Source organism: Idiomarina sp. (assembly GCF_019431395.1).
In the GTDB taxonomy this organism is placed as follows: domain Bacteria; phylum Pseudomonadota; class Gammaproteobacteria; order Enterobacterales; family Alteromonadaceae; genus Idiomarina.
In genome coordinates this window covers 521,146-541,658 of the sequence record NZ_CP080268.1, presented here as the reverse complement: position 1 = coordinate 541,658, position 20,513 = coordinate 521,146, and the positions used below count along the sequence as shown (strand labels likewise).

19 protein-coding genes and 1 pseudogene are annotated in these 20,513 nt (G+C 44.9%); 4 read left to right on the top strand and 16 right to left on the bottom strand.

Going from position 1 to position 20,513, the window contains the following annotated elements:
- Positions 1–4: 4 nt before the first annotated feature.
- From KZ771_RS02670 to KZ771_RS02660, 3 genes and pseudogenes are all read left to right on the top strand, one after another.
- Positions 5–313, top strand: a pseudogene (locus KZ771_RS02670) (integrase core domain-containing protein); the annotation flags it as partial.
- Positions 314–407: 94 nt separating this feature from the next.
- Positions 408–764 (top strand): hypothetical protein, encoded by a 357-nt coding sequence (locus tag KZ771_RS02665; RefSeq protein ID WP_290654288.1) that lies wholly within the window; start codon positions 408–410, stop codon positions 762–764.
- A 171-nt stretch (positions 765–935) separates the two neighbouring features.
- Entirely contained in the window at positions 936–2,141 is a 1,206-nt protein-coding gene (locus tag KZ771_RS02660; RefSeq protein WP_290569042.1) for an IS256 family transposase, read from the top strand.
- A gap of 98 nt (positions 2,142–2,239) precedes the next feature.
- On the opposite strand, the gene KZ771_RS02655 is transcribed toward KZ771_RS02660, so the two are convergent.
- The 12 genes from KZ771_RS02655 to KZ771_RS02600 form a co-directional block, all read right to left on the bottom strand.
- A complete protein-coding gene (locus KZ771_RS02655; protein ID WP_011234467.1) occupies positions 2,240–2,683 on the bottom strand; it encodes a hypothetical protein in 444 nt (147 codons plus the stop codon).
- Positions 2,684–2,897: 214 nt separating this feature from the next.
- Positions 2,898–3,251: a cupredoxin domain-containing protein gene (locus KZ771_RS02650; RefSeq protein ID WP_034818182.1), complete on the bottom strand. Its 354-nt coding sequence runs from the start codon at positions 3,249–3,251 to the stop codon at positions 2,898–2,900.
- Positions 3,252–3,288: 37 nt separating this feature from the next.
- Positions 3,289–5,550: a heavy metal translocating P-type ATPase gene (locus KZ771_RS02645; protein ID WP_290654287.1), complete on the bottom strand. Its 2,262-nt coding sequence runs from the start codon at positions 5,548–5,550 to the stop codon at positions 3,289–3,291.
- Between the two features lie 79 nt (positions 5,551–5,629).
- Positions 5,630–6,088, bottom strand: a complete 459-nt coding sequence (locus tag KZ771_RS02640; protein WP_006956218.1) for a hypothetical protein — start codon at positions 6,086–6,088, stop codon at positions 5,630–5,632.
- Between the two features lie 27 nt (positions 6,089–6,115).
- Positions 6,116–6,487 carry a hypothetical protein gene (locus KZ771_RS02635; RefSeq protein WP_034818188.1) on the bottom strand — a complete coding sequence of 124 codons (372 nt, stop codon included), beginning with the start codon at positions 6,485–6,487 and terminating at the stop codon, positions 6,116–6,118.
- Positions 6,488–6,544: 57 nt separating this feature from the next.
- The gene (locus KZ771_RS02630; protein WP_034818190.1) at positions 6,545–6,883 is read right to left on the bottom strand and encodes a P-II family nitrogen regulator; all 339 of its coding nucleotides are present in this window, start codon (positions 6,881–6,883) and stop codon (positions 6,545–6,547) included.
- A 93-nt stretch (positions 6,884–6,976) separates the two neighbouring features.
- Positions 6,977–7,354 (bottom strand): hypothetical protein, encoded by a 378-nt coding sequence (locus KZ771_RS02625; protein ID WP_290654286.1) that lies wholly within the window; start codon positions 7,352–7,354, stop codon positions 6,977–6,979.
- Between the two features lie 99 nt (positions 7,355–7,453).
- Positions 7,454–10,579 carry an efflux RND transporter permease subunit gene (locus tag KZ771_RS02620; RefSeq protein ID WP_290654285.1) on the bottom strand — a complete coding sequence of 1,042 codons (3,126 nt, stop codon included), beginning with the start codon at positions 10,577–10,579 and terminating at the stop codon, positions 7,454–7,456.
- Entirely contained in the window at positions 10,572–12,101 is a 1,530-nt protein-coding gene (locus tag KZ771_RS02615; RefSeq protein ID WP_290654284.1) for an efflux RND transporter periplasmic adaptor subunit, read from the bottom strand. Before KZ771_RS02615 ends, KZ771_RS02620 begins: the two co-directional genes overlap by 8 nt.
- A gap of 1 nt (position 12,102) precedes the next feature.
- Positions 12,103–13,392, bottom strand: coding sequence for a TolC family protein (locus KZ771_RS02610; RefSeq protein WP_290654283.1), 1,290 nt, complete (start codon positions 13,390–13,392; stop codon positions 12,103–12,105).
- 659 nt (positions 13,393–14,051) lie between these two features.
- On the bottom strand, positions 14,052–15,698 hold the full coding sequence (locus tag KZ771_RS02605) for a 2Fe-2S iron-sulfur cluster-binding protein (protein WP_290654282.1): 1,647 nt from the start codon (positions 15,696–15,698) through the stop codon (positions 14,052–14,054).
- Positions 15,695–16,426: a hypothetical protein gene (locus KZ771_RS02600; RefSeq protein WP_290654281.1), complete on the bottom strand. Its 732-nt coding sequence runs from the start codon at positions 16,424–16,426 to the stop codon at positions 15,695–15,697. Before KZ771_RS02600 ends, KZ771_RS02605 begins: the two co-directional genes overlap by 4 nt.
- 331 nt (positions 16,427–16,757) lie before the next feature.
- Between KZ771_RS02600 and KZ771_RS02595 the strand changes: the two genes are divergently transcribed.
- On the top strand, positions 16,758–17,504 hold the full coding sequence (locus tag KZ771_RS02595) for a MauE/DoxX family redox-associated membrane protein (RefSeq protein ID WP_290654280.1): 747 nt from the start codon (positions 16,758–16,760) through the stop codon (positions 17,502–17,504).
- Positions 17,505–17,530: 26 nt separating this feature from the next.
- On the opposite strand, the gene KZ771_RS02590 is transcribed toward KZ771_RS02595, so the two are convergent.
- From KZ771_RS02590 to KZ771_RS02575, 4 genes are read right to left on the bottom strand one after another with little or no spacing between them, the layout of a single operon-like run.
- Positions 17,531–18,841, bottom strand: a complete 1,311-nt coding sequence (locus tag KZ771_RS02590; protein ID WP_290654279.1) for an APC family permease — start codon at positions 18,839–18,841, stop codon at positions 17,531–17,533.
- A gap of 21 nt (positions 18,842–18,862) precedes the next feature.
- Complete coding sequence (locus KZ771_RS02585; RefSeq protein WP_053954065.1) at positions 18,863–19,297, bottom strand: DUF4440 domain-containing protein; 435 nt, start codon at positions 19,295–19,297, stop codon at positions 18,863–18,865.
- A 17-nt stretch (positions 19,298–19,314) separates the two neighbouring features.
- Positions 19,315–20,163, bottom strand: a complete 849-nt coding sequence (locus tag KZ771_RS02580; RefSeq protein ID WP_234972503.1) for a CopD family protein — start codon at positions 20,161–20,163, stop codon at positions 19,315–19,317.
- Positions 20,160–20,510, bottom strand: a complete 351-nt coding sequence (locus KZ771_RS02575; RefSeq protein ID WP_011234483.1) for a copper resistance CopC family protein — start codon at positions 20,508–20,510, stop codon at positions 20,160–20,162. The genes KZ771_RS02580 and KZ771_RS02575 overlap by 4 nt, the downstream gene beginning before the upstream one ends.
- Positions 20,511–20,513 lie beyond the last annotated feature (3 nt).

Genomic DNA, 20,513 nt, shown 5'->3' with positions numbered 1-20,513 from the left:
CATCCAGGGCAGCCATTATACGAGCAGGAAGTTCCGTCAGACGCTCTGGAAATGCCAGATAAAACAAAGCTTAAGCCGACGGGGCAACTGCTGGGATAATGCGCCAATGGAGCGCTTTTTCAGAAGTCTGAAGATAGAATGGATGCCGACATATGGTTATCGTTCATATACTCAGGCACAAAATCATATACTGAAATATTTAATCGGGTATTACAGCCAACTTCGGCCGCATCAGCATAATAACGGTTTGAGCCCGAATCAGGCAGAGCAAAAATACTGGATTAACTATAAACCGGTGGCCAGTTTTTCTTGACCACTACACCCTTTTCGTTTAAATAGTAGTCAGGAATTATCTATGACTCTCGTTCCACCCATGATCAATTTTTAAATTCAGACAGAGAAATACTATGAATAACTTAAACACACAAATTAGATTTTTTTTAATAGTACTTACGACACTACTTTTAAGTGCTTGCAGTAATACGGGCATAAATCATGACGTTTTTATGAGAGGTCAAATTGTTGAAAAAACGGATCAGAAGATCGTTGTTTGCGTTGGCAGTAAGCATGGCGCATCAATTGATCAAGAATTGAATGTAATTCGATTTAATCCTAAGCTTTCAACTATTGAGGGAGAAGATCCCTATAAAATGGAAAGGGTAGGTAGGGTTCGTATTAAAGAAATTATCAACGAGCATTTTGCTAGTGTTGAGCTAGTCTCTGGCGAGGTTAAAGTTAATGATATGGTTGAATTAAAAAAGTAAACTACCAGTTCCAGAGTAGCTCTGCTCAGAGCTACTCTTTTCATAAAAAGTGAAGTGACCAAAATACAAAACTGAAATTCCACTCGAAACCAGAAAATTTACCGTGAACCAGAGAGTGTAAAAATATCTGTGTAAATGGCATTCTTAGCAATATCGAAGAAGGATATCAGAATGCCAATATCAGACAAACTCATCGATCAGCTGCTTGATGGCTGTGACTCACCCGACGACATTTTAGGTGAAGCTGGGCTGCTCAAGCAGCTTACCAAGAAGGTCGCTGAACGCGCTTTAGAAGCCGAGATGCAAGCCCATTTAGGCTACGCCCCAAATGATGCGGCCGGCAATAACAGCGGTAACTCCCGCAACGGTAAAACCAAGAAGGCTGTTCGTAGCACCAACGGTGACGTCGAGCTGGATATTCCCCGTGATCGCAACGGTAGCTTTGAGCCTAAACTGGTTCGCAAAGGTGAACGTCAGCTTAACGGATTCGATGAGCGCATCGTCGCGCTCTATGCCAGAGGCATGACTACCCGGGATATCCAGGCTTACCTTGAAGAAGCCTACGGTGTTGAAGTATCTCCCACATTCATATCTCAGGTTACAAACGAGGTGATGGACGAAGTAAAGGCCTGGCAACATCGACCACTGGCAAAGCTTTACCCGGTCGTTTACCTTGATTGCCTGGTGGTTCGCAGCCGTGACTCTGGCGTTGTTCAAAATAAGTCAGTCTACCTGGCGCTTGGTATTAACACCGACGGTGAAAAAGAGCTCCTTGGCCTGTGGATGGCGCAAACCGAAGGCGCTAAATTCTGGTTATCTGTGATGAACGAGCTTAAAAATCGCGGCGTCGATGATATCTTTATCGCCTGTTGCGATGGCCTGAAGGGCTTCCCCGAAGCCATTGAAGCGGTTTACCCGAAGACTCAGGTACAGCTGTGCATCGTGCATCAAATTCGTCACTCTCTGCGTTACGTAAACTGGAAGCAACGCAAGATCATCGCAGCTGACTTAAAGCTAATTTATGGTGCTGCCACCCGCGCTGCAGCAGAGCAGGCGCTGGAAGAGTTCGCTGAAAAGTGGGATGAAGAGCATCCGACCATAAGCCGCTCATGGCGGGCAAACTGGGAACGCTTAAGCGTATTCTTCGAATACCCGGCGGAGATACGTAAGGCTATCTACACCACTAACGCCATCGAATCGCTGAACGCGTCATTGCGTAAAATTACCAAGACTCGCCGGTCGTTCCCGAATGATGAGGCCATCATGAAGGTATTGTACTTAGCCTTGCATCAGGCATCGAAAAAGTGGACGATGCCCATACGCAACTGGAAACCGGCCATGGCGCAATTCGAGATCATGTATCAGGATCGGATTTAACAGTGCAAACAGCCATTTACACAAAATTTTTTACAGTCTCGCGGCTACTTATTCCTATAAATAACCGCACTTAATCTTAAGCGAATGCCTTATATCGCTTAACTACCCTGCTTCATTTCCTCACTTTGGTGTTCCATCATTTGCTCCATCATCTTTTGCATCATATCCATTCGATGCTCCATCATTTTCATTTTATTCATCATATTCTCTTTGCCCATTTGCTCTGCTTTGTCTCCCTTTTTATGTTCTCCTTTGTTCATGCCTTTATCCATCCCATGGTTCATCATTTGCATTCCCTTCTGCATTGACTTCATGTGTTCTTCCATTAGTTTTTTACGTTTCTTGGGATCGGATTCGCTTTTTATTTTTTCCATAGCTTCGCGCATTTCTTGCATGTGCTCATTCATTGATGTCATTTTTTCATGATGCATCATTCCACTCATTGAACCTGTTTTATCATCACCATGTTTATGCTGAGCATCAGCAAAGACAGGAGAGGCCATTAAAGCTGTGATAGTTAAAGCTGAAAGTACTTTTTTCATTCTATTACCCTCTTGATTATGACCAAATTGTATTGGTTTCATTAATTTGACGTTATTTCACTATAATTAAATCTTGGAACCCACGCTGACGTAGATCCCATATAACGGCAGTATTCATCGCCGAATTCTTCAATGCCTTCGATGAAATTGAATTTCATCGAATCTAACGGGAAACTTTTAAAGCTCATATTGTGACCTGGACGTTTTAAGCCATTTAACCGACAACTAGCTTTCCCCGATACATTTGCATCTGGCAATGAAAGTCGTACTCTCCGGGTTCCAGCGCTGGTATTTGAATTGGCTTTAATTTGTTAAAAGGCAACGTTTCACTGATTTCCAGGTCAGGGATAAGCAGAGTTTCAGAGCAAGGCGATTGATCCTTCCGCAGAAACCTGAGTTCAACCGGCTTACCTTCAGGTACGTTTATTCTCGAAGGCGAGTAGGTGCCGTTTTCGACGGCAATCACCCAATCACCTTCTCCCAGCTTCATCTGCTTGGGCGTGTAAAGCCAAAACCACCAGACGATCAGTGCGATCAGAGCGATACCAGCAATATTAATAAATAACATATTTATTCTCCTGAATGCGCCAATGTTAAAAGGTGCATTAATATTTCTTGGCTTTGAAAAAGCGTAACCGGTTAGCGTTGCTCACTACCGTAAGCGAAGAAAAAGCCATTGCTGCACCTGCAATAACCGGGCTCAACAGCATTCCAAAAAATGGATACAGAACACCTGCGGCAAAAGGAATACCTGCTACGTTGTAAATAAAAGCACCAAATAAGTTTTGTTTAATGTTGCTCAGTGTGGCCTTGCTCACCGCGACCGCATCGGCAAGCCCGTGCAACGACCCGCGCATCAATGTAATATCAGCACTTTCAATAGCGACGTCCGTTCCCGTGCCAATCGCGAAGCCTACATTGGCAATAGCTAGTGCTGGCGCATCATTAATACCATCTCCCGTCATGCCAACGATTTCGCCTTCCATCTGCAGCTCCTGAACCTTTTTTGATTTTTCTTCCGGCAGAACTTCAGCGAAAAATTCTTTAATTCCTACTTTTTCAGCAACTGCTTCTGCTGTCGCGCGATTATCACCAGTAAGCATCACTACTCGCACACCGTTATCTTGCAAACGTTTAATGGCGGCTACGGAGTCGTCTTTTATCGGGTCGGCAACTGCAATAATTGCAGCTAACTCATTATCAACGGCAAAGTACATAGGCGTCTTAGCTTCAGCAGCTAAGCCTTGGGCTTTTTCAACAAAGTTACCGAGCTCAACTTGACGTTCACGCAACAGCTTTTCATTACCGAAAAGGAGGGACTTCCCGTCAACTTCTGCCTCCACGCCATGACCAGCGATGGCGTTGAAGTTCGAGACCTTACTTGTCTTAATCCCTCTTTCCCTGGCTGACTCAACTATCGCCTGTGCTAGCGGATGTTCAGAGCCAGACTCAAGTGTCGCTGCAAGTTGCAGTACGGTTTGCTCATCGTACTCACTCGCTACTAATACGTCGGTGACTTTAGGAGAACCAAGTGTAATGGTGCCCGTTTTATCCAGGATCATAGCCGATACTTTCGACGCTGTTTGCAATGCTTCGCCATTGCGAATCAGCACACCTGCCTCTGCGGCTTTTCCTACACCCACCATTACCGACATAGGCGTCGCCAGGCCTAATGCGCAAGGGCAAGCAATAATCAAGACAGTGGTCGCTGATACCACAGCAAAGGCCAGTGCCGGCTCAGGCCCAAAGTTAAGCCAAGCTAGAGCACTGATAACAGCGATAATCATAACGACTGGCACAAAGTAAGCTGAAATAATATCGGCAAGACGACCGATTGGGGGCTTAGAGTTTTGCGCCCGTTTCACCATGTTAATAATTTGAGCAAGTGCTGTATCTTTTCCGACTCTTGTCGCTTGAAACAAAAAGGAACCACTTTTATTTATCGTGCCCGCCACAACGTCATCACCAACTGATTTTTCCACGGGCATGGGTTCACCCGTTAGCATAGATTCATCAACGGTGGTACTTCCCTCTATAACTTTTCCATCAACAGGGATTTTTTCTCCGGGACGAACACGTACTACGTCCTCCTCGAGTACGTCTTCGATAGCGATATCCAATTGTTTATCGTCACGAATCACCCTTGCGGTTTTCGCCTGCAAACCAATGAGACGTTTTATGGCTTCGGACGTGCGCCCACGAGCTTTCAGTTCAAGTGCCAGCCCCAAATTGATCAAACCGATAATCATTGCGGTCGCTTCAAAGTATACGTGACGCGCCATTTCCGGAACCAGGTGCGGAACCAATACAACCACCATGGAATACAACCAGGCGGTACCAGTACCAAGTGCGATCAGCGTATCCATATTAGCGGAATGATTTTTCAAAGATTGCCAGGCACCGACGAAGAAGTGTTTGCCCGAAAAGTAAAGTACACCTAACGTTAGAATACCTACGACTAACCATGTCACACGCTCTGTGGCAGTGGTCACCGTCATTTCACCAACAAAAAGGCTATAAATCATGAGAGGTACACCTAACGACAGCGCAACGGTCATCTCCCGCATCAGCCGCTTGTAATAAGCCCAGTCGGCTTGCTCTTTTTCTGCCAACGCGTCACCGTCACTTTCGGACGTGGCTACTTTAGCGCTATACCCCGCCCTCTCTACTGCTTTCACTAAAGCGCTCGGATTTGCTGTTCCAGTCACACTGACCGTTCGCTGGGCAAAGTTCATCTCTGCATTTTCCACGCCGGATACAGACTTTAATGCATTTTCGATTTTGCCAACACAACTCGCGCAACCGGCTCCCTCGATAATGAGTTCCTCAATGGAACGACTACGAACGTCCTCAGTTTTTACACCCATACCAGTGCTCCTTATTGACGGGAAACGAGCCAAGCAACAGCTATTTCCCGCAAAGTACCAACGATAAAACCGTCACTCACTACATATCCGAAAATCGATTCGCAGTTTGCACCATTCGTTTAATTTCATTTTCTTCAACGTTCTTTACCGTTTCTAGCAGCTCTTTTGCGCTATCTATATCAACACGGGAATATAGGTGTTCATACAGTTCTATGACTTGCTCATGATGGTTTACAACCTTCTCCATAATGTGATCGGTATCTAACTCTTTAAAAGGCGAATCACAGTGTCCATGCTCAACGATGGGATGTTTCCCAATATAGTCATAACACCAAGTGTCTAATGCATTTAGGTTGGCTGTATTCAAAAAACCTTCAACCATTCGCTCTAAGCTAGCTTCATGACCCGACACGTAGCTTAGAATCATCCGAGCTCGTTCATCTTGGTTTTGTTTAGAGCAGTGAGTCACACACTCCTTCAGGTTTTTGTGGAAATCAACGGTCCAACTCAGTACATCTTTGATTGTTTCTATTTGCATTTTTTACTCCTTACCTATAATTAATTGTTACTTTCGTTTGCTTTTGGTACGTGGCGGGCTTCTGTGGCAACTCCACGGTGTATGCTCTGCATTATCTTTAATATTTTGATCAATAAATTTGTAGTATTCCTCTTTCAAGTGAGTCCACCAGCCACTATTTATTTCAACACCAAATATTCCGAGCTTTTCCTCTATCATAGTCAAATCGACTTTAGAGGCATCATAAGCGACCGATAACAAGTTCTGGTCAGAGTCGTAGGCAACGCTATCAAGACCAACCAAGCGATCGATTTCGTTAATCGCTTCGCGAACTTTTTTCACACTCTCAGTGTTTAGCTTTAACGTGCGATTGACTAAGTTAATTTCCCGCACTCCGGCTCTATGATCGTTAGTTGACATCAGTACTGTCCTATTTATTAAAACTACCAATATGCTTCAGTCGACGTTGCCGCGATATTAACGTTGTAACGAGAGTTCTTTATCAGTCGCTGCTCGTTTGTCGTGAACCCAAAGCAATTCATCTATTGGCGAGATACAGACTAAGCCCTCGTTAGATACCCCGGTATGGGCCGCTTCAACTACCAAAAACGCAACGTCACGCGCGTCATCACTGTTCACATAAACTTCGAGCTGTACGTGCTCAACTAAGTGATCATCGTTATAACTATCGAAGTAATAGCCTCGACCTCGAACAGGAAACAATGTAAAGCCGCTAACGCCACACCCAACCAGAGTCTCCTCCACTGCGTCTTGCCGAAGTTGATCAAAAATAGCGGTGATTTTAGATAGGTTCATATATTCTCCTACAAGCCTTAAGTCACTTAACTTAAGAGCTCTATCTAGCATGATTAAATTTCGAAAAAAGTTTTAATTGAAATTCAGCAGGAGCTATTTCGGAGGATTAAAAATATCAAAAGACATTTGCTTAACATTCCCTTCATATGAAAGAGGATGCTGCAAGTAACCAATTGACTTTATTGGCAAATTGAACGGAATTAATACTAAAGGTGAGCTTGCAGAGTTGCACCCCGCATCCATTAAACATGTATCAGCAGAGTCAGTTAAACAATAACAGCACGTTTTACTGGCAGGTTGTTCGTCGTCATCACAATGAATGTTGCTTTTTCTCTCGTTTGCAACATCTGCCTGATTAACGTTGATTACGTGCTCTGCGCTGGAGGCAGTATTATAGACAGGAGCAGCTGGGAAGGATAGTTGAATCACTATTCCTAGCATAAGCACAACTAAAAATTTTGTTTGAGCCATATGTGTGTCCCCAATCCCGAATTTTAACCTAGCATACTTGTTAGCGCACATCATTGATCAAGATCAATGATGTGCGTCTCTTAACTAAAATAATTGGTCTTATACACGCTTAACCTTTTGCCCACGCCACAAGTAGTAAACAGCGGGTAACACGAGCAAGGTTAGAATAACAGCGCTGATCATTCCTCCAACCATCGGGGCGGCTATTCGGCTAACCACTTCAGCACCAGTTCCTGTACTGAACATGATAGGCAATAGACCAGCAATTGTAGAAACCGCCGTCATCATGACAGGACGAACACGAAGCCCAGCCCCTTCCATTACAGCGCGAGAAACACCGTCTTTAGTCAAAGCTTTACCTTGCTCTAGTTGGCGTTGTTCGTATTCGTTATAGGACTGATTAAGATAAGTCAGCATTAATATCCCTATTTCTACAGTGACACCTGCTAGAGCTATAAAACCAACCGCTACAGCAACTGAGAAATTATAATCTAAAAGATACATTAGCCAGATTGACCCCACCAATGCGAGAGGCAAAGTTCCCAATATAATGGCTATTTCTGTAGCGTTTCGAAAGTTCATATATAAAAGAACGATAATAATCGCGAGCGTTAACGGAATCACGTAAGTCAGTTTTTCCTTTGCCCTTTCCATATATTCGTACTGCCCGGACCAGGTAACTGAATACCCTGCTGGCAACTCGAGTTCTTGTTCTACAACCTTCATTGCTTTTTCAACATAAGTGCCGACATCAACTCCCTCAATGTCGACAAAAGTCCAGCCATTAAGTCTCGCGTTCTCACTTTTAATTGCCGGTGGTCCGAGTTCAACGTAGACATCAGCCACATCCGCCAAACTAATACGCTGCCCGTCTGGCGTAACTAAAGGTAGCGTCTTTAATTCTTCCGGTGAATCGCGGTAATCTTGAGGGTAGCGCAGGTTTATCGGGTAACGTTCGAGCCCTTCAATGGTCTCTGAAACATTCATCCCGCCAATAGCCGTGGCAACAACCTGCTGAACATCTTCAATGTTCAAGCCATAACGTGCAGCCTGCTCTCTTTTTATGTCAACTTTGACATAACGTCCACCTGCCACTCGCTCTGAATAAACAGAAGCAGTGCCATCTACATCATCAAGTATTGCTTCAAGCTGCTGGCCGATCGCCTGAATTTCATTAAGATCAGCTCCGGCAACTTTTATACCTACCGGCGTTTTGATACCTGTCGATAGCATATCAATGCGAGTTTTAATGGGGTAAACCCACGCATTTGTCAGCCCCGGAAACTTTACAAGCGCATCCAGTTCTTTTTTCAACTTCTCAGTGGTCATACCGTCTCTCCACTGATCTTTCGGTTTCAGTTGAATAAAGGTTTCAACCATCGTTAGGGGTGCCGGATCAGTGGCGGTATCCGCTCGACCAATTTTGCCAAAAACCGTCTTCACTTCCGGTACCGTTTTTATGAGCTTGTCGGTTTGCTGCAACAGCTCCCTTGCTTTACCAATTGATAATCCGGGATAGGTAGTGGGCATATACATCAAATCGCCCTCATCCAAATCTGGAATAAATTCACTACCAATTTTGTCAATCGGCCAGACACCAACGGCCAGGATAACAAGCGCTCCGACAACTGCTGTCTTGGGGTATTTCAAAATGCCTTTTAAAAGCGGTTTATACCCGGCAATCAATAACCGGTTAAGCGGGTTTTTCCCCTCAGGTGTTACCTTTCCTCTGATAAAATATCCCATCAACACGGGGATAACGGTAACCGCTAAGGCTGCACTGGCTGCCATTGCGTAAGTTTTCGTGAAAGCAAGCGGAGAAAACATCCGCCCTTCCTGGGCTTCTAAGGTAAATACCGGCATAAAGCTGACGGTAATAATGAGCAAGCTAAAGAAAAGAGCAGGGCCCACCTCTGAAGCAGAGGCGGCAACCACCCGCCAGCGGTTCTCTGCTGTCAGTGGCGTTTTTTCCATATGCTTATGCATATTTTCAATCATGACGATGGCACCATCGAGCATAGCGCCAATAGCGATTGCGATCCCTCCAAGTGACATAATATTCGCGTTAATTCCTTGCCAATACATGACAATAAACGCGGTTAAAATACCCAAAGGCAAGCTGATAACGGCAACCAGCGAGGAGCGGACATGGAAGAGAAATATCACACAGATAAACGCGACAATAGCGAGTTCTTCTATTAAACTTTTCCAGAGACTTTCCACGGCATCCGAGATAAGCCCCGAACGATCATAGACAGTGACTATATCGACACCTTCTGGTAGCCCAGACTTTAATTCTTCCAACTTTTGTTTAACGCCATCAATCGTTTTTTGGGCATTTTCTTCGAAACGCATTACCACAATACCACCCACGGCTTCTCCCTCACCGTTGAGTTCGGCGATACCGCGTCTCATTTGGGGGCCCACACCCACATCAGCAACGTCTTTAAGCAATAATGGCGTGCCATTTTCATCAACGCCAAGCGGGATACTCTCTAAGTCTGACACACCATCAATATAGCCTGAGGCCCGGACCATATACTCAGCTTCCGCCATTTCAACCACCGACGCCCCCACTTCCTGATTACCTCGCTGGATAGCATTTTGTATGTGAGCAAGAGGAATATCGAATGCGCGCAGCTTCTCCGGATCCACTTTCACCTGGTACTGCTTTACCATCCCGCCGAGGGCGGCAACTTCCGAAACCCCCTCGACCGTTTGCAGTTCATACTTTAAAAACCAATCCTGCATACTGCGTAACTCACTCAAATTGTGGTTACCCGTACGATCAACCAAGGCATACAAATACACCCAACCAACCCCTGTTGCATCAGGGCCTAATTGCGGTCTTGCATTAGAAGGCAGTGTCGGAGCAACCTGAGACAAATATTCCAGTACTCGCGAACGCGCCCAGTAAGCGTCTGTATCTTCGTCAAAAATGACATACACATAGGAGTCGCCGAAAAACGAATATCCACGGACGGTTTTAGCGCCGGGGACAGACAGCATAGCGGTTGTTAATGGATAGGTTACTTGATCTTCTACCACCTGCGGCGCTTGACCCGGATAGCTGGTTTTAATGATCACCTGGACATCCGACAAGTCCGGCAGTGCGTCTACGGGCGTATTCTTAACCGCAAAAGCACCAACACCCACGAGGATTAATGTCGCCAGAAGAACGAAAAAACGGTTACTCACTGACCATCGAATGACTGACTTAATCATGGTTATGCTCCTGCTCTGTCACTTGTTTTTGCTCAGGAATATGAATCGATGTGAGCTGGTACTGTTGCTTCCCGACTTGCGTTATTTCCGCATGCAAGGATAACCCCGTGCTAAGCTGAGAAAGTTCAACATCCGAAGCAACATCGAAGTCCATCGTCATTGCAGGCCAGTCCCATTCAGAAATCTCACCGTGCTCCAGCGTAACCATCGAGTGCTGAGGCATAACATTTTTAACGGTTGCTTCAACCCAGACAGCTTCGACTGATACAGCTTCATTTAACATAGTGTCGTGGCTCTCGCTATCAGTGTTAGAGTCGTGGTTCATACGTTTAAAGTCGGAAGATTTACTGGACTCAGAATCAATCAAAAACTGAGCTGAAGTAACGATGTCATCACCTGCCATAAGACCCGATAAAATTTCAACTCGCGAGCTCCCTAACCGCCCAACGTCAACATTAACTGATTTAAATTTCCCATCACCCAGTGCCAGTACAACTCGGTTCGAACCACCCATTCGGATAAGCGCTTCTTTAGGGATGATTAAGTTTTTGTCGCCTAAACCAGCCTTAATGTTAAGATTCGCAAACATGCCCGGTTTTAAAAAACCATCTGGGTTGTCGAAGAGAATTCGAACTTGTCCCGTCCGAGTTTTAGGGTTAAGTGACGGATAGACATAATCAACCTTTCCTTGCCAGTCTTTACCTGGAGCATACTCAAGGTTCATTTGAACGTCATTGCCTACCTCAACCTGGTTCAATTGCCTCTCAAAGACTTCTGCAATAACCCAAATTTTATCCAGTTGAGCAATGGTCATTAAATTCATACTCGGCGTTACAAACGCACCTTCACGCACAGTCAGTCTATCCAATACCCCGGACTGCTTTGCTTTTACCGTGATTGTTTTCTGAATTTTACGAGTTTCTTTTAACTTCTTAATCTCAGATTCAGAGACTTGCAGAGCTCTTAAGCGTTCTTCAGCGGCATCAATTAGCACCTGATTACCTCTTTGCGAGGCCAATACAAGCTCCTCTTGCGCATTAACCATTTCAGGAGAGTAAATACTGTATAAAGGCTCGCCGGCTTTAACCGAGTTACCAACCGCTTTTACGAAAAGCTTCTCAATCCAGCCTTCAACACGGGGATTTACTGTTAATACTCGGTCCTCATCAAACTGAACATAGCCAACTGTTTCGATATCTAGGTTGAGTCTCGAGGACGTGACGGTTGCAGTTGTAACCCCAAGGTTATTAATAACGTCGGGATCAATTCTCACCGTACCAGGTGAACTCTCTTCTGCATCATCGCCATAGTAAGGAATAAGGTCCATCCCCATTGGAGACTTTCCTGGTTTGTCTCGACGATAATTGGGATCCATCGGAGCCACCCAATATAACGGCTCTTTTTCTGCATTGCCCGATGAACGATCAGACACTTCAGTCGATTGCATTACATAGCCAATAGCGCCAGCGCCAACTGCAAAGCCTACAGCTAAACTTATAAGAGATTTGGTGACTGTTTTCATTTTACACTCCTGAAAGTAATAAGTAGTTTGCTTCGGCAATCAATTTTTGGCGGTTGATGGCGATTGCTAATGCATCAATTTTTGCGTCGATTTCCGCAATCTGTGACCGTACCGCCTCGGCAAAGTCGCCATCATCATTGTTGTAGGCAGTCAATGCGGCTTCAGACTGGGCGGACATTTGTGGAAGTAGCTCTTCGTGATATAGGGCAGCACGTTCATTCAAACGGTTCAGTTGTAAAAACGTACTGCGTAAATTGGCTATTAACTGCCTGGCAATCAATAACTTCTCAGTTTTTTTCGCTTCCGTTCTAAACTTTGCTGAGCGTACCTGCTTATCCTGTTTGTTATCAGTAAATAAAGGGACATCGAACGTAACCCCGGCTGACAGCAAGTTGGCACGGTCATTGCCGCTTGGATCGTCGTTTCTATGGCCATATTTCAGATTGGCTGACCATTGCGGTTTATAACCTTGCTGAGCGAGCTCGACAGACGTCTCCGACGCCAAAATGTCTTGATCGGTCGCTTGCAAAACCGGGTGTTCTTTTATCAATTCGTACAAGGCTTGTTTCGGTATTGTCGAAGGTGATAGCAATGTATTCTTCAGCGTAAGACTCGGAAGGTCATCCGGTAACCTTGATTTCGCTATAACACCTATCCATTCCGACAATTCGCTTTGAAGTCGCTCCTCTTTTTGTCGCAGTGACGTCAACCTATCATCCAGGCGTGTAAGCTCAAGTTGGGCTCTAACAACATCTTGCTGCCGTGCCTTTCCCTCGGTACTGGTATAACTCGCCTTAGCCGTCGACACTAACTGTTCAAAAAGCGCTCTATCCGATTCAAGCAAGCGAATACTTTGCTGAGAGAAAAAAACATCTAACCACAACTTGGTGACCGTTGTTTTGACTTTAGCAATGCGATCCGCTCTCAAAAGCGGTTGTTTTTGAGCTAATTGGTTTTTCTGCTTACGAGACAACGATAAAGTGTCTCCTCTGGGAAATGCTTGTGAAACACCGACGACTAACTGGGTCATTCCTTCCTGTCTTGAACTAAAACTGTCAACCGGGAAACTGGCAGCCGTGAGCGATATTTGAGGGTCAGGCAAACTGGAAGAGGCTATTGCTTCACTCGCGAATGCCTCTTGGGTTTGCTTACTTGCCGTTAACCAAGGATCTTCTTGTACAGCGATACTCACTGCTTCTTGCAAATTCAAAAGCGGCTCTTGTGCATTAACGACATTTGGCACCACTACAGTCAGAACACTTAAATAAGCCATTCTTCTTAAAAGTTTCATATTGTTACTCTAAAAAACTGTGAATTTTTAAATTAAACACAGACCAAGTTATGAGTCGGACCGTAACGAGGACGACGAACGACGTCGTAACGACAATGACCGAACCAAAGCTTATAGCTGTGCTTTTACCTGGACGATAAACGCGCCAGGAGCGAGAAATTTAGTACTTTTTAAGAGTAGATTGGGGGCCGAAATAGCGAGAGAGAGTGCTTTTCTTTAATATTCGTATCTAAGAATGAGGAAGCGTTAAAAACCAGCTTCTCAATAGGCGGAACGGTGGATTGCTCAGAATAAACGACAGTAATTGACGGGCTGTAACAATGACGCATCATTGAATCAGAGCAACAGTTATCGGTAAGAGAATGTGACACTTCGCAATCTGCAAGATCGCAAACCTGCTCAGTAGAATCGTGCATACATGCCTCTTCCGTACTGATAGTTTGTGAAAATGACATTGTTGTTACTGCCAATAGCAATAGAGCAATGATTAAACGATACATGCGAAGCTTTACTGTAAAAACATGTTAAAATAATATCTCTTTGTCTGATAAAGATCAACCGATTAAAGGAAGTACCCATAACGAGGTAATGAATCTAAGTGATAATACAGCTCCCATATCACCACCCAGATTCATCTTTAATTCAGGCATTTTTACGCGCTAAATCCCAAAGTCATCGAACCTTACTTGTTCTCGCGGAACGCCAAAGTCAGCAAGAGACTCTAACGTCGCTTTCAGCATTGGTGGAGGACCACACACGTAAACGTCCAATGTGTCTTTGTTTTCATCTGCCAACCATTTCATTGCAGTTTCGTGCACAAAGCCAGTGTGCCCGGCCCACGCATCTGATTTAGCAACCTCTGAAAGTACCGGTATATAATTTAACCGCTCATCTCTTTCGAACTCATCCCTATAACAGAGCTCTTTTTCATATCGTGCGCCGTAAAAAAAAATACAGCGACGAGGAGAGCCTGCTGCTAATTCACTTTGTATTAACGCTCTCAACGGTGCAATACCCGCGCCGCCTCCGATAAAGACTTGCGTGTGATTATTTTGTTTCGTCAGCTGAAAGTCACCAAATGGTCCAATAGCATCGACATGAGCGCCAGGCTCTAAATTACACAAGTAGTTTGAACCGATGCCTGGGGGCACCCCTTCACTTGGCGAGGGCAGTTGTCGTACGTTAAACACAAATCGAGTCGGGTGAGGCCGCGTAGCAACAGAGTAATGTCGTGACAATATTTCGTTTAAGTGTGGAATACGAAACTGCATAAACTGCCCGGCCTCATAATTAACGGGCTCTGAACTCACAAAGGTAAGCTCCATAATGGATGGAGTCAGTTGACGCTTTGAATCGAGTGTTAAAGCTATATCACTAACCCCCTCATTATGTAACTTTACTTCATAATTTGTTGAGGTTCTGTGTTGGCAAGATAACCGCATCCCCGCGTCTAATTCATTGGCGCTCAATAACGCTTTTTCAGCGGCTTTAGGACTAGGTATATCGCTGCCTTGTAGTGTTACTTTACATAATCCACAAGTTCCACCTCCACCACAGCTGCTGGCAATTGGTTTCCCTTTCTGTTGAAAGTATTCTAGCCATGTTTTTTTCCGATTTGGATTAAAGTCACCGTTAGTAATATTTCGGCCTAAAAGAATTAGCCCGGATAACGAAAACCAAAGAGCGAATAACCCGGCACTCCAAATCAATAAATGATTAAAGCTTCGGCCACCAGTGTAATCCATAAAATGCAGACGAAATGCCCAGTCAGCTATTGTCCATGGTGTATTGCGATGCTCCACAACCCGGGATGACGCTTCATCGATATATATTCGGGTATTAAGATCATCCTCGATATCAATGCGGAATCCTGAGGCATTCCAGCCATTCACTTCATCGCTTCCCTTGACTCTTTCAACCCTTTCAACCTGGCCCGGTCCATTGTAGCTATTCAGCGCTAGCTGAGTCGCCAAAGCTTGGTCCGTAGACCACCGTTCACCGGTATCTGCGTTGAAGTAAAGCAAACGTCCATCTGGCAGAGACACCTGATACTGACCTACCCCGGCAACACTGACCAGTTCAATGGAGTGAGCTAAGGGGAATCGTTGATGCATTTCAGTAACATCGATTTGAGGCGCTATTTTTTTAAGTGGGGGTTCAGAGTTTTTTGAGACCATATATTGGTGGCCTGACATTCCGTGATGTCCGGTTAAGCTAAAAAATAACCCACTCACTAGCCACAAAGCGACTTGAATCACTAAAACCAAACTCACCCAACGATGAAGCCATTGCATAAACCTTATCATTGAGCACCCCCAGTCGATTTTCTCTTAAACGTAATCGTATAAAAAAGCAGGACAGTGCCCGTTATCATTAAAATAAACGTACCGATAATAAAGCCCTTTAACCACCAGGTCTCGATATCCACACGCTCGTCGTAGTCCATTATGTGTAACATCCAGGCGATATCAAACCCCCGCCAAAACGTATGTCGCTTTACCAAAAGCTCCCCGGTCGTTTCAGATAAATACAGACTGGTATTACCGAAATCGTCATAATTTACCTGCCAAATCGGTAACAAAGCACCACTCACTTCTGTTGGTGGGTTATCAGTCATGTAAACGACCGATTCAATAGCGTCGGGATCCTTCGTGTAATATTGATTCGCTAACTCTTTAATGTGTTGTTCGGTTATATCAATACGCTGCAGCGACTCCGCATTAACTAAAAACGCTCCCTCGTTACTCTCTATTTTATACACCGGCTGTAACTTCTGATTCAGCCATACGCTTTTTAACGACGTTTTTCGTGTTTCTGGATAGCGGTTCAACAGGTCATTTAAGCTTGATATTTCAACACCTTTCGGTATTGGCTGGCTTATATCCTGAACTAAGTGATCACCATGAATATAATCCAAATCGAAGAACACCATGTAAGCGCCACTGATTGTCCAAATAACCATTTGCAGGCCAAAAACCAAAGATAGCCAACGATGCCAAACTCGCCAGCTACTGGAGCGTTTCTTTTGAGTCATACCCTACCTCAAATTTAATAAAACAAAGCTGCCGCTCCCAGGGAAAAGCGACAGCCAGTCTAGTCTTTAAAAGCTGTAACGTACCTTCAGATATAACTGACGGCCTAACAAGTCATATGTCATAGTGTCAGTATTGGCGTCCGTCCAACTTTTAAAATAAGCTCTTCAAGATGACTAGAAAAGCTATAAAAAAAGTTGTCCACTTTTTTCAAAATGAAAATAATTTTTCATTTTTAATGAATTTTTACCCTTTCTGATTATTGATGCTTTTAATCTTTTGCCGACTATAATGCGTACACGAATACATAACTTTTACGTAAGGAACTTGGCTATGAGTCAATCAACTAAAAAAGCCACGCTTTACAGAATGTCGACACCTGACCACCAATGCCCTTTCGGTTTAAAAACCCGGCACTTACTTAAAGCCAACGGTTACGATGTGGACGACAACCTACTGGAAAGCCGCGAGGAAACCGACATATTCAAGGAAAAACACAACGTCGATACCACTCCACAAGTGTTTATTGGTGATGAACGCATCGGTGGGTACGAAGAGGTTCGAGCCTTTCTTGGAAAACCTCTTCCTGACCCTGACGCAACCAGTTACCGACCCGTTATTGCATTATTTATTATGACAGCGCTCCTCTCCGTAGCCACGTCGTGGTTGTCTTTTGGTCGCGCATTTACCGGACAAACCATCGAGTGGTTCATCAGTTTCTCGATGGTGGTTCTGGCCTTGCTCAAACTCCAGGACGTAGAGAAATTCTCTACCATGTTTCTCAACTACGATCTTCTCGCCAAAAAATGGGTGCCTTATGGCCGTGTTTACCCCTACGCCGAAGGCTTGGCGGGTCTGTTAATGGCAGCGGAATTTGCTCATGTCATTTCCATCCCTATTGCGTTATTCATAGGCATCGTGGGTTCTGTCTCCGTTTTTAAAGCCGTTTATGTCGACAAACGTGAGCTAAAATGTGCCTGTGTCGGTGGCTCAAGTAATGTGCCGTTAGGCTTCATTTCGCTCACTGAAAACCTCATGATGGTCGCTATGGCTATCTGGATGTTTTTTATAATGAACTAGAAAAGGAGCGCTATGCGCTCTTTTTCTTAACGCTTTTTACGTAAAAACAAAATCTCACCAGCGGCAATCAATGCCATACCGATAAGAGACGCCCAAATCACCAGCGGATCGCTCGTCCATTTCACCCATATAAAAGCGACTAAAACGATGACGTCTAGCGTGATTGCGCTGACAAGTATGTAAATATTGGCATTCACCTTTTGCCTTAGATGCCGTAATACGCCCCAGTGGATCGCAATGTCCATCACGATATAAAAAATAGCGCCCAGTGACGCAATTCGACTCAAATCGAAGAATGCCGCTAAGATCATAGCCATAACAATGGTGTAAACCAGCGTATGCTTCTGAATGGAACCTGGCATGCCAAAATGACTGTGTGGAACAAGCTTCATATTGGTCAACATGGCTAACATTCTTGAAACGGCAAACGCGCTGGCAATCACTCCTGATACCGTTGCTACAATTGCAAAAGCGACCGTCACCCATAGTCCGGTCTCGCCATAGACGGGTCTGGCTGCTTCAGAAAGCGCGTAGTCTTTCGCTTTCACAATCTCATCTATGGACAGGCTCGAGCCAACCGCCAGAGTGACCAGAACGTATATTAACGCGCAGATAATCAGCGAAATAATAATGGCACGCCCGACATTTCTCTTAGGCTCAACAATTTCACCGCCACTATTGGTTATTGTTGTAAACCCTTTGTACGCAAGTATGCTTAAAGCAATCCCCGCTAAAATACCGCCACCCGTAGCTTCTTCTGGAATAGCCGATATCGATTCAAACTGAATGCCTGAGGCCCACAAACCACCAGCCGCTAAAATGACCAACCCTAAAGTCTTAACAAAGGCCATAAAAAACGAGAACGTTTGAATAAACTGATTACTCAAAATATTGATAAAAAACGCAAAGACCAGCAAACCCACCGCCAACAAAGGGATAAGCCACTGCGCTTCAAAAGAAATTAACTGGCTGGTATAAGACGCAAATGTCCGAGCGACTAAACTTTCATTAATCACCATAGAAAAGTACATCAAGAGTGCGAATATCGCCGTCACACTTCCTTTTCCATAAGCTTTACTGAGGAACATCGCAATACCGCCCGCTGACGGATAGGCTTTCGCCAACTTAACGTAAGAGTAAGCGCTAAAGCCGGCAATGATACCGCCGCACACAAACGCCAGGACAAACCACTCTCTTGCCAGCTGAGCAACTTGTCCGGTCAGTGCAAAAATACCAGCGCCAATCATCACACCAGTCCCCAGCGACACCGCCCCCCAAAGACTCAGGCTGCTTTTCTGATAATCCTGATGTCCGTGTTCATGATCGTGTTCTGCCATAATCAGCTCCTGTGATTGAACTCAGTTGGACCAATGGATCCGGATAATTTTCCAGCCAGACTCAGTCGTATTTGATACGGTTACGGTTTCATTCATCGTTAAATCAACCTCACGCCCGTTATACTCCCCGGAAACGCTATACCGAGAAGTGATCACAGCAAGGCCATCGGCTTCTTGTACTGTCCTTTCAAGCAACTGTGAAGGAACCGCCTGGCTAAACTTAATATCTGACTTAAGGTGATGAGCACTGTACTCGGCCAAGGATCGTTCAACACCACCACCTTCAAAGATAAACACATCATTGGAAAGCACATCTTTAACGACTTCCGTGTCACCTTCAGTCAAAGCCGTTCGAAACCTATCAAGCACAACTGTCGGTTCAGATACTTCCTCGGCGCTACTGGGCGCTGAAATAAACATTACCGAAACCATAAAAACACTCACAAGTAATTTCATTCTTCTTATTCCTTACATTAACCGGGGGAAAACGCGCTGCTTAGCGCAGAGGCCAGGGTAAAAATAGTGACAGCCAATACCATTTCCGCCGTTATGGAGTTTTTGAGTCGCTTGGCGGCCGCGTTATCATTTAATTGCGGTACGAACTTTAATTTATGCAATGCGGCAACAAGGAGAATCAGCGCCACAAACACAAGTTTCGCTAGTAGTACCGTGTCATACGACGTAAGCGGCAGCTCTGGCATCCATCGCCCTGTTGCACTACGATACATAACCAAGCCCGCAATAAGGAGTATTGGAACCGCTGCAGACATATGCACACCAAAACGCTCCATAATGGCTTTCGCTTTAGCAAGCGGTACCGACGTTGCCAGCTTTCGCAATGAGTTAAGACTGCCGAACCAAACCCAAGCGACTAACAAGTGTGTTAAAAGCGCTAGCTTTCCCCACCAGACGGCGTCACTGCCGTGACCAATACTTAAAAAGCTCCATCCCATGAGTCCAATGGCGACAACATATAGCACCCACTTTATACGTTTTAGCTTAACAACGGAGTAAACAATCCAAGCAATAGCAACCGCTATCTGAAGTTGGATGAACAACCCAACAGGGCCGGTCCATATAAACTGCATGTAGGTCGTGTCAATCATGCCGGCAAAGCCTTCAGCAGCAAAACTACCGACTTTCAGAAAAAAATACAGAAGGCTTGCCAGTAATAGAAGCAACGCAACAAGGCTATTCTTTCGTTCAGACTGCTTTTTTAAACCGGACAAATAAACGATATAAGGCGAGGCGGTCATCACCGCGTTAAGCCAGAATATAAAGGCCAACGTTAAAACGCTGGCCACACTCCAAAGGGTCATCATTTCACCTCAAAGCTAAAATCACCCGATATTTTATGACTGTCCCCACCCATTGCCGTCCAATAAACCGTATAACCACCTGACGCCAAATTGTTTTTAACAGCAATTTCGTACGCTGCTTTGGGAGTCATGCTCATCGAAAAGTCCAGCGGATGCATTTTACCGTCATCTGAGTGCAGCATAATTTTAGCCAGACGAACATCACCGGAAAAATTCATCGTAATTTCCGTTGGTGACTCGGACAAAGTCGCACCGTCCTCCGGGCTACTGGATGTTAGGCCGACGTGAGCGCTGGCCCATGCACTAAAAAATAACGTGGTACCGAAGGCTAACTTAAGTATGTTTTTCATGTT

Bases quoted from the DNA above. Each gene is read 5' to 3' on its own strand.
- KZ771_RS02665 (WP_290654288.1), top strand. From the start codon at position 408: ATGAATAACTTAAACACACAAATTAGATTTTTTTTAATAGTACTTACG.
- KZ771_RS02660 (WP_290569042.1), top strand. From the start codon at position 936: ATGCCAATATCAGACAAACTCATCGATCAGCTGCTTGATGGCTGTGAC.
- KZ771_RS02655 (WP_011234467.1), bottom strand. From the start codon at position 2,683: ATGAAAAAAGTACTTTCAGCTTTAACTATCACAGCTTTAATGGCCTCT.
- KZ771_RS02650 (WP_034818182.1), bottom strand. From the start codon at position 3,251: ATGTTATTTATTAATATTGCTGGTATCGCTCTGATCGCACTGATCGTC.
- KZ771_RS02645 (WP_290654287.1), bottom strand. From the start codon at position 5,550: ATGGGTGTAAAAACTGAGGACGTTCGTAGTCGTTCCATTGAGGAACTC.
- KZ771_RS02640 (WP_006956218.1), bottom strand. From the start codon at position 6,088: ATGCAAATAGAAACAATCAAAGATGTACTGAGTTGGACCGTTGATTTC.
- KZ771_RS02635 (WP_034818188.1), bottom strand. From the start codon at position 6,487: ATGTCAACTAACGATCATAGAGCCGGAGTGCGGGAAATTAACTTAGTC.
- KZ771_RS02630 (WP_034818190.1), bottom strand. From the start codon at position 6,883: ATGAACCTATCTAAAATCACCGCTATTTTTGATCAACTTCGGCAAGAC.
- KZ771_RS02625 (WP_290654286.1), bottom strand. From the start codon at position 7,354: ATGGCTCAAACAAAATTTTTAGTTGTGCTTATGCTAGGAATAGTGATT.
- KZ771_RS02620 (WP_290654285.1), bottom strand. From the start codon at position 10,579: ATGATTAAGTCAGTCATTCGATGGTCAGTGAGTAACCGTTTTTTCGTT.
- KZ771_RS02615 (WP_290654284.1), bottom strand. From the start codon at position 12,101: ATGAAAACAGTCACCAAATCTCTTATAAGTTTAGCTGTAGGCTTTGCA.
- KZ771_RS02610 (WP_290654283.1), bottom strand. From the start codon at position 13,392: ATGAAACTTTTAAGAAGAATGGCTTATTTAAGTGTTCTGACTGTAGTG.
- KZ771_RS02605 (WP_290654282.1), bottom strand. From the start codon at position 15,698: ATGATAAGGTTTATGCAATGGCTTCATCGTTGGGTGAGTTTGGTTTTA.
- KZ771_RS02600 (WP_290654281.1), bottom strand. From the start codon at position 16,426: ATGACTCAAAAGAAACGCTCCAGTAGCTGGCGAGTTTGGCATCGTTGG.
- KZ771_RS02595 (WP_290654280.1), top strand. From the start codon at position 16,758: ATGAGTCAATCAACTAAAAAAGCCACGCTTTACAGAATGTCGACACCT.
- KZ771_RS02590 (WP_290654279.1), bottom strand. From the start codon at position 18,841: ATGGCAGAACACGATCATGAACACGGACATCAGGATTATCAGAAAAGC.
- KZ771_RS02585 (WP_053954065.1), bottom strand. From the start codon at position 19,297: ATGAAATTACTTGTGAGTGTTTTTATGGTTTCGGTAATGTTTATTTCA.
- KZ771_RS02580 (WP_234972503.1), bottom strand. From the start codon at position 20,163: ATGATGACCCTTTGGAGTGTGGCCAGCGTTTTAACGTTGGCCTTTATA.
- KZ771_RS02575 (WP_011234483.1), bottom strand. From the start codon at position 20,510: ATGAAAAACATACTTAAGTTAGCCTTCGGTACCACGTTATTTTTTAGT.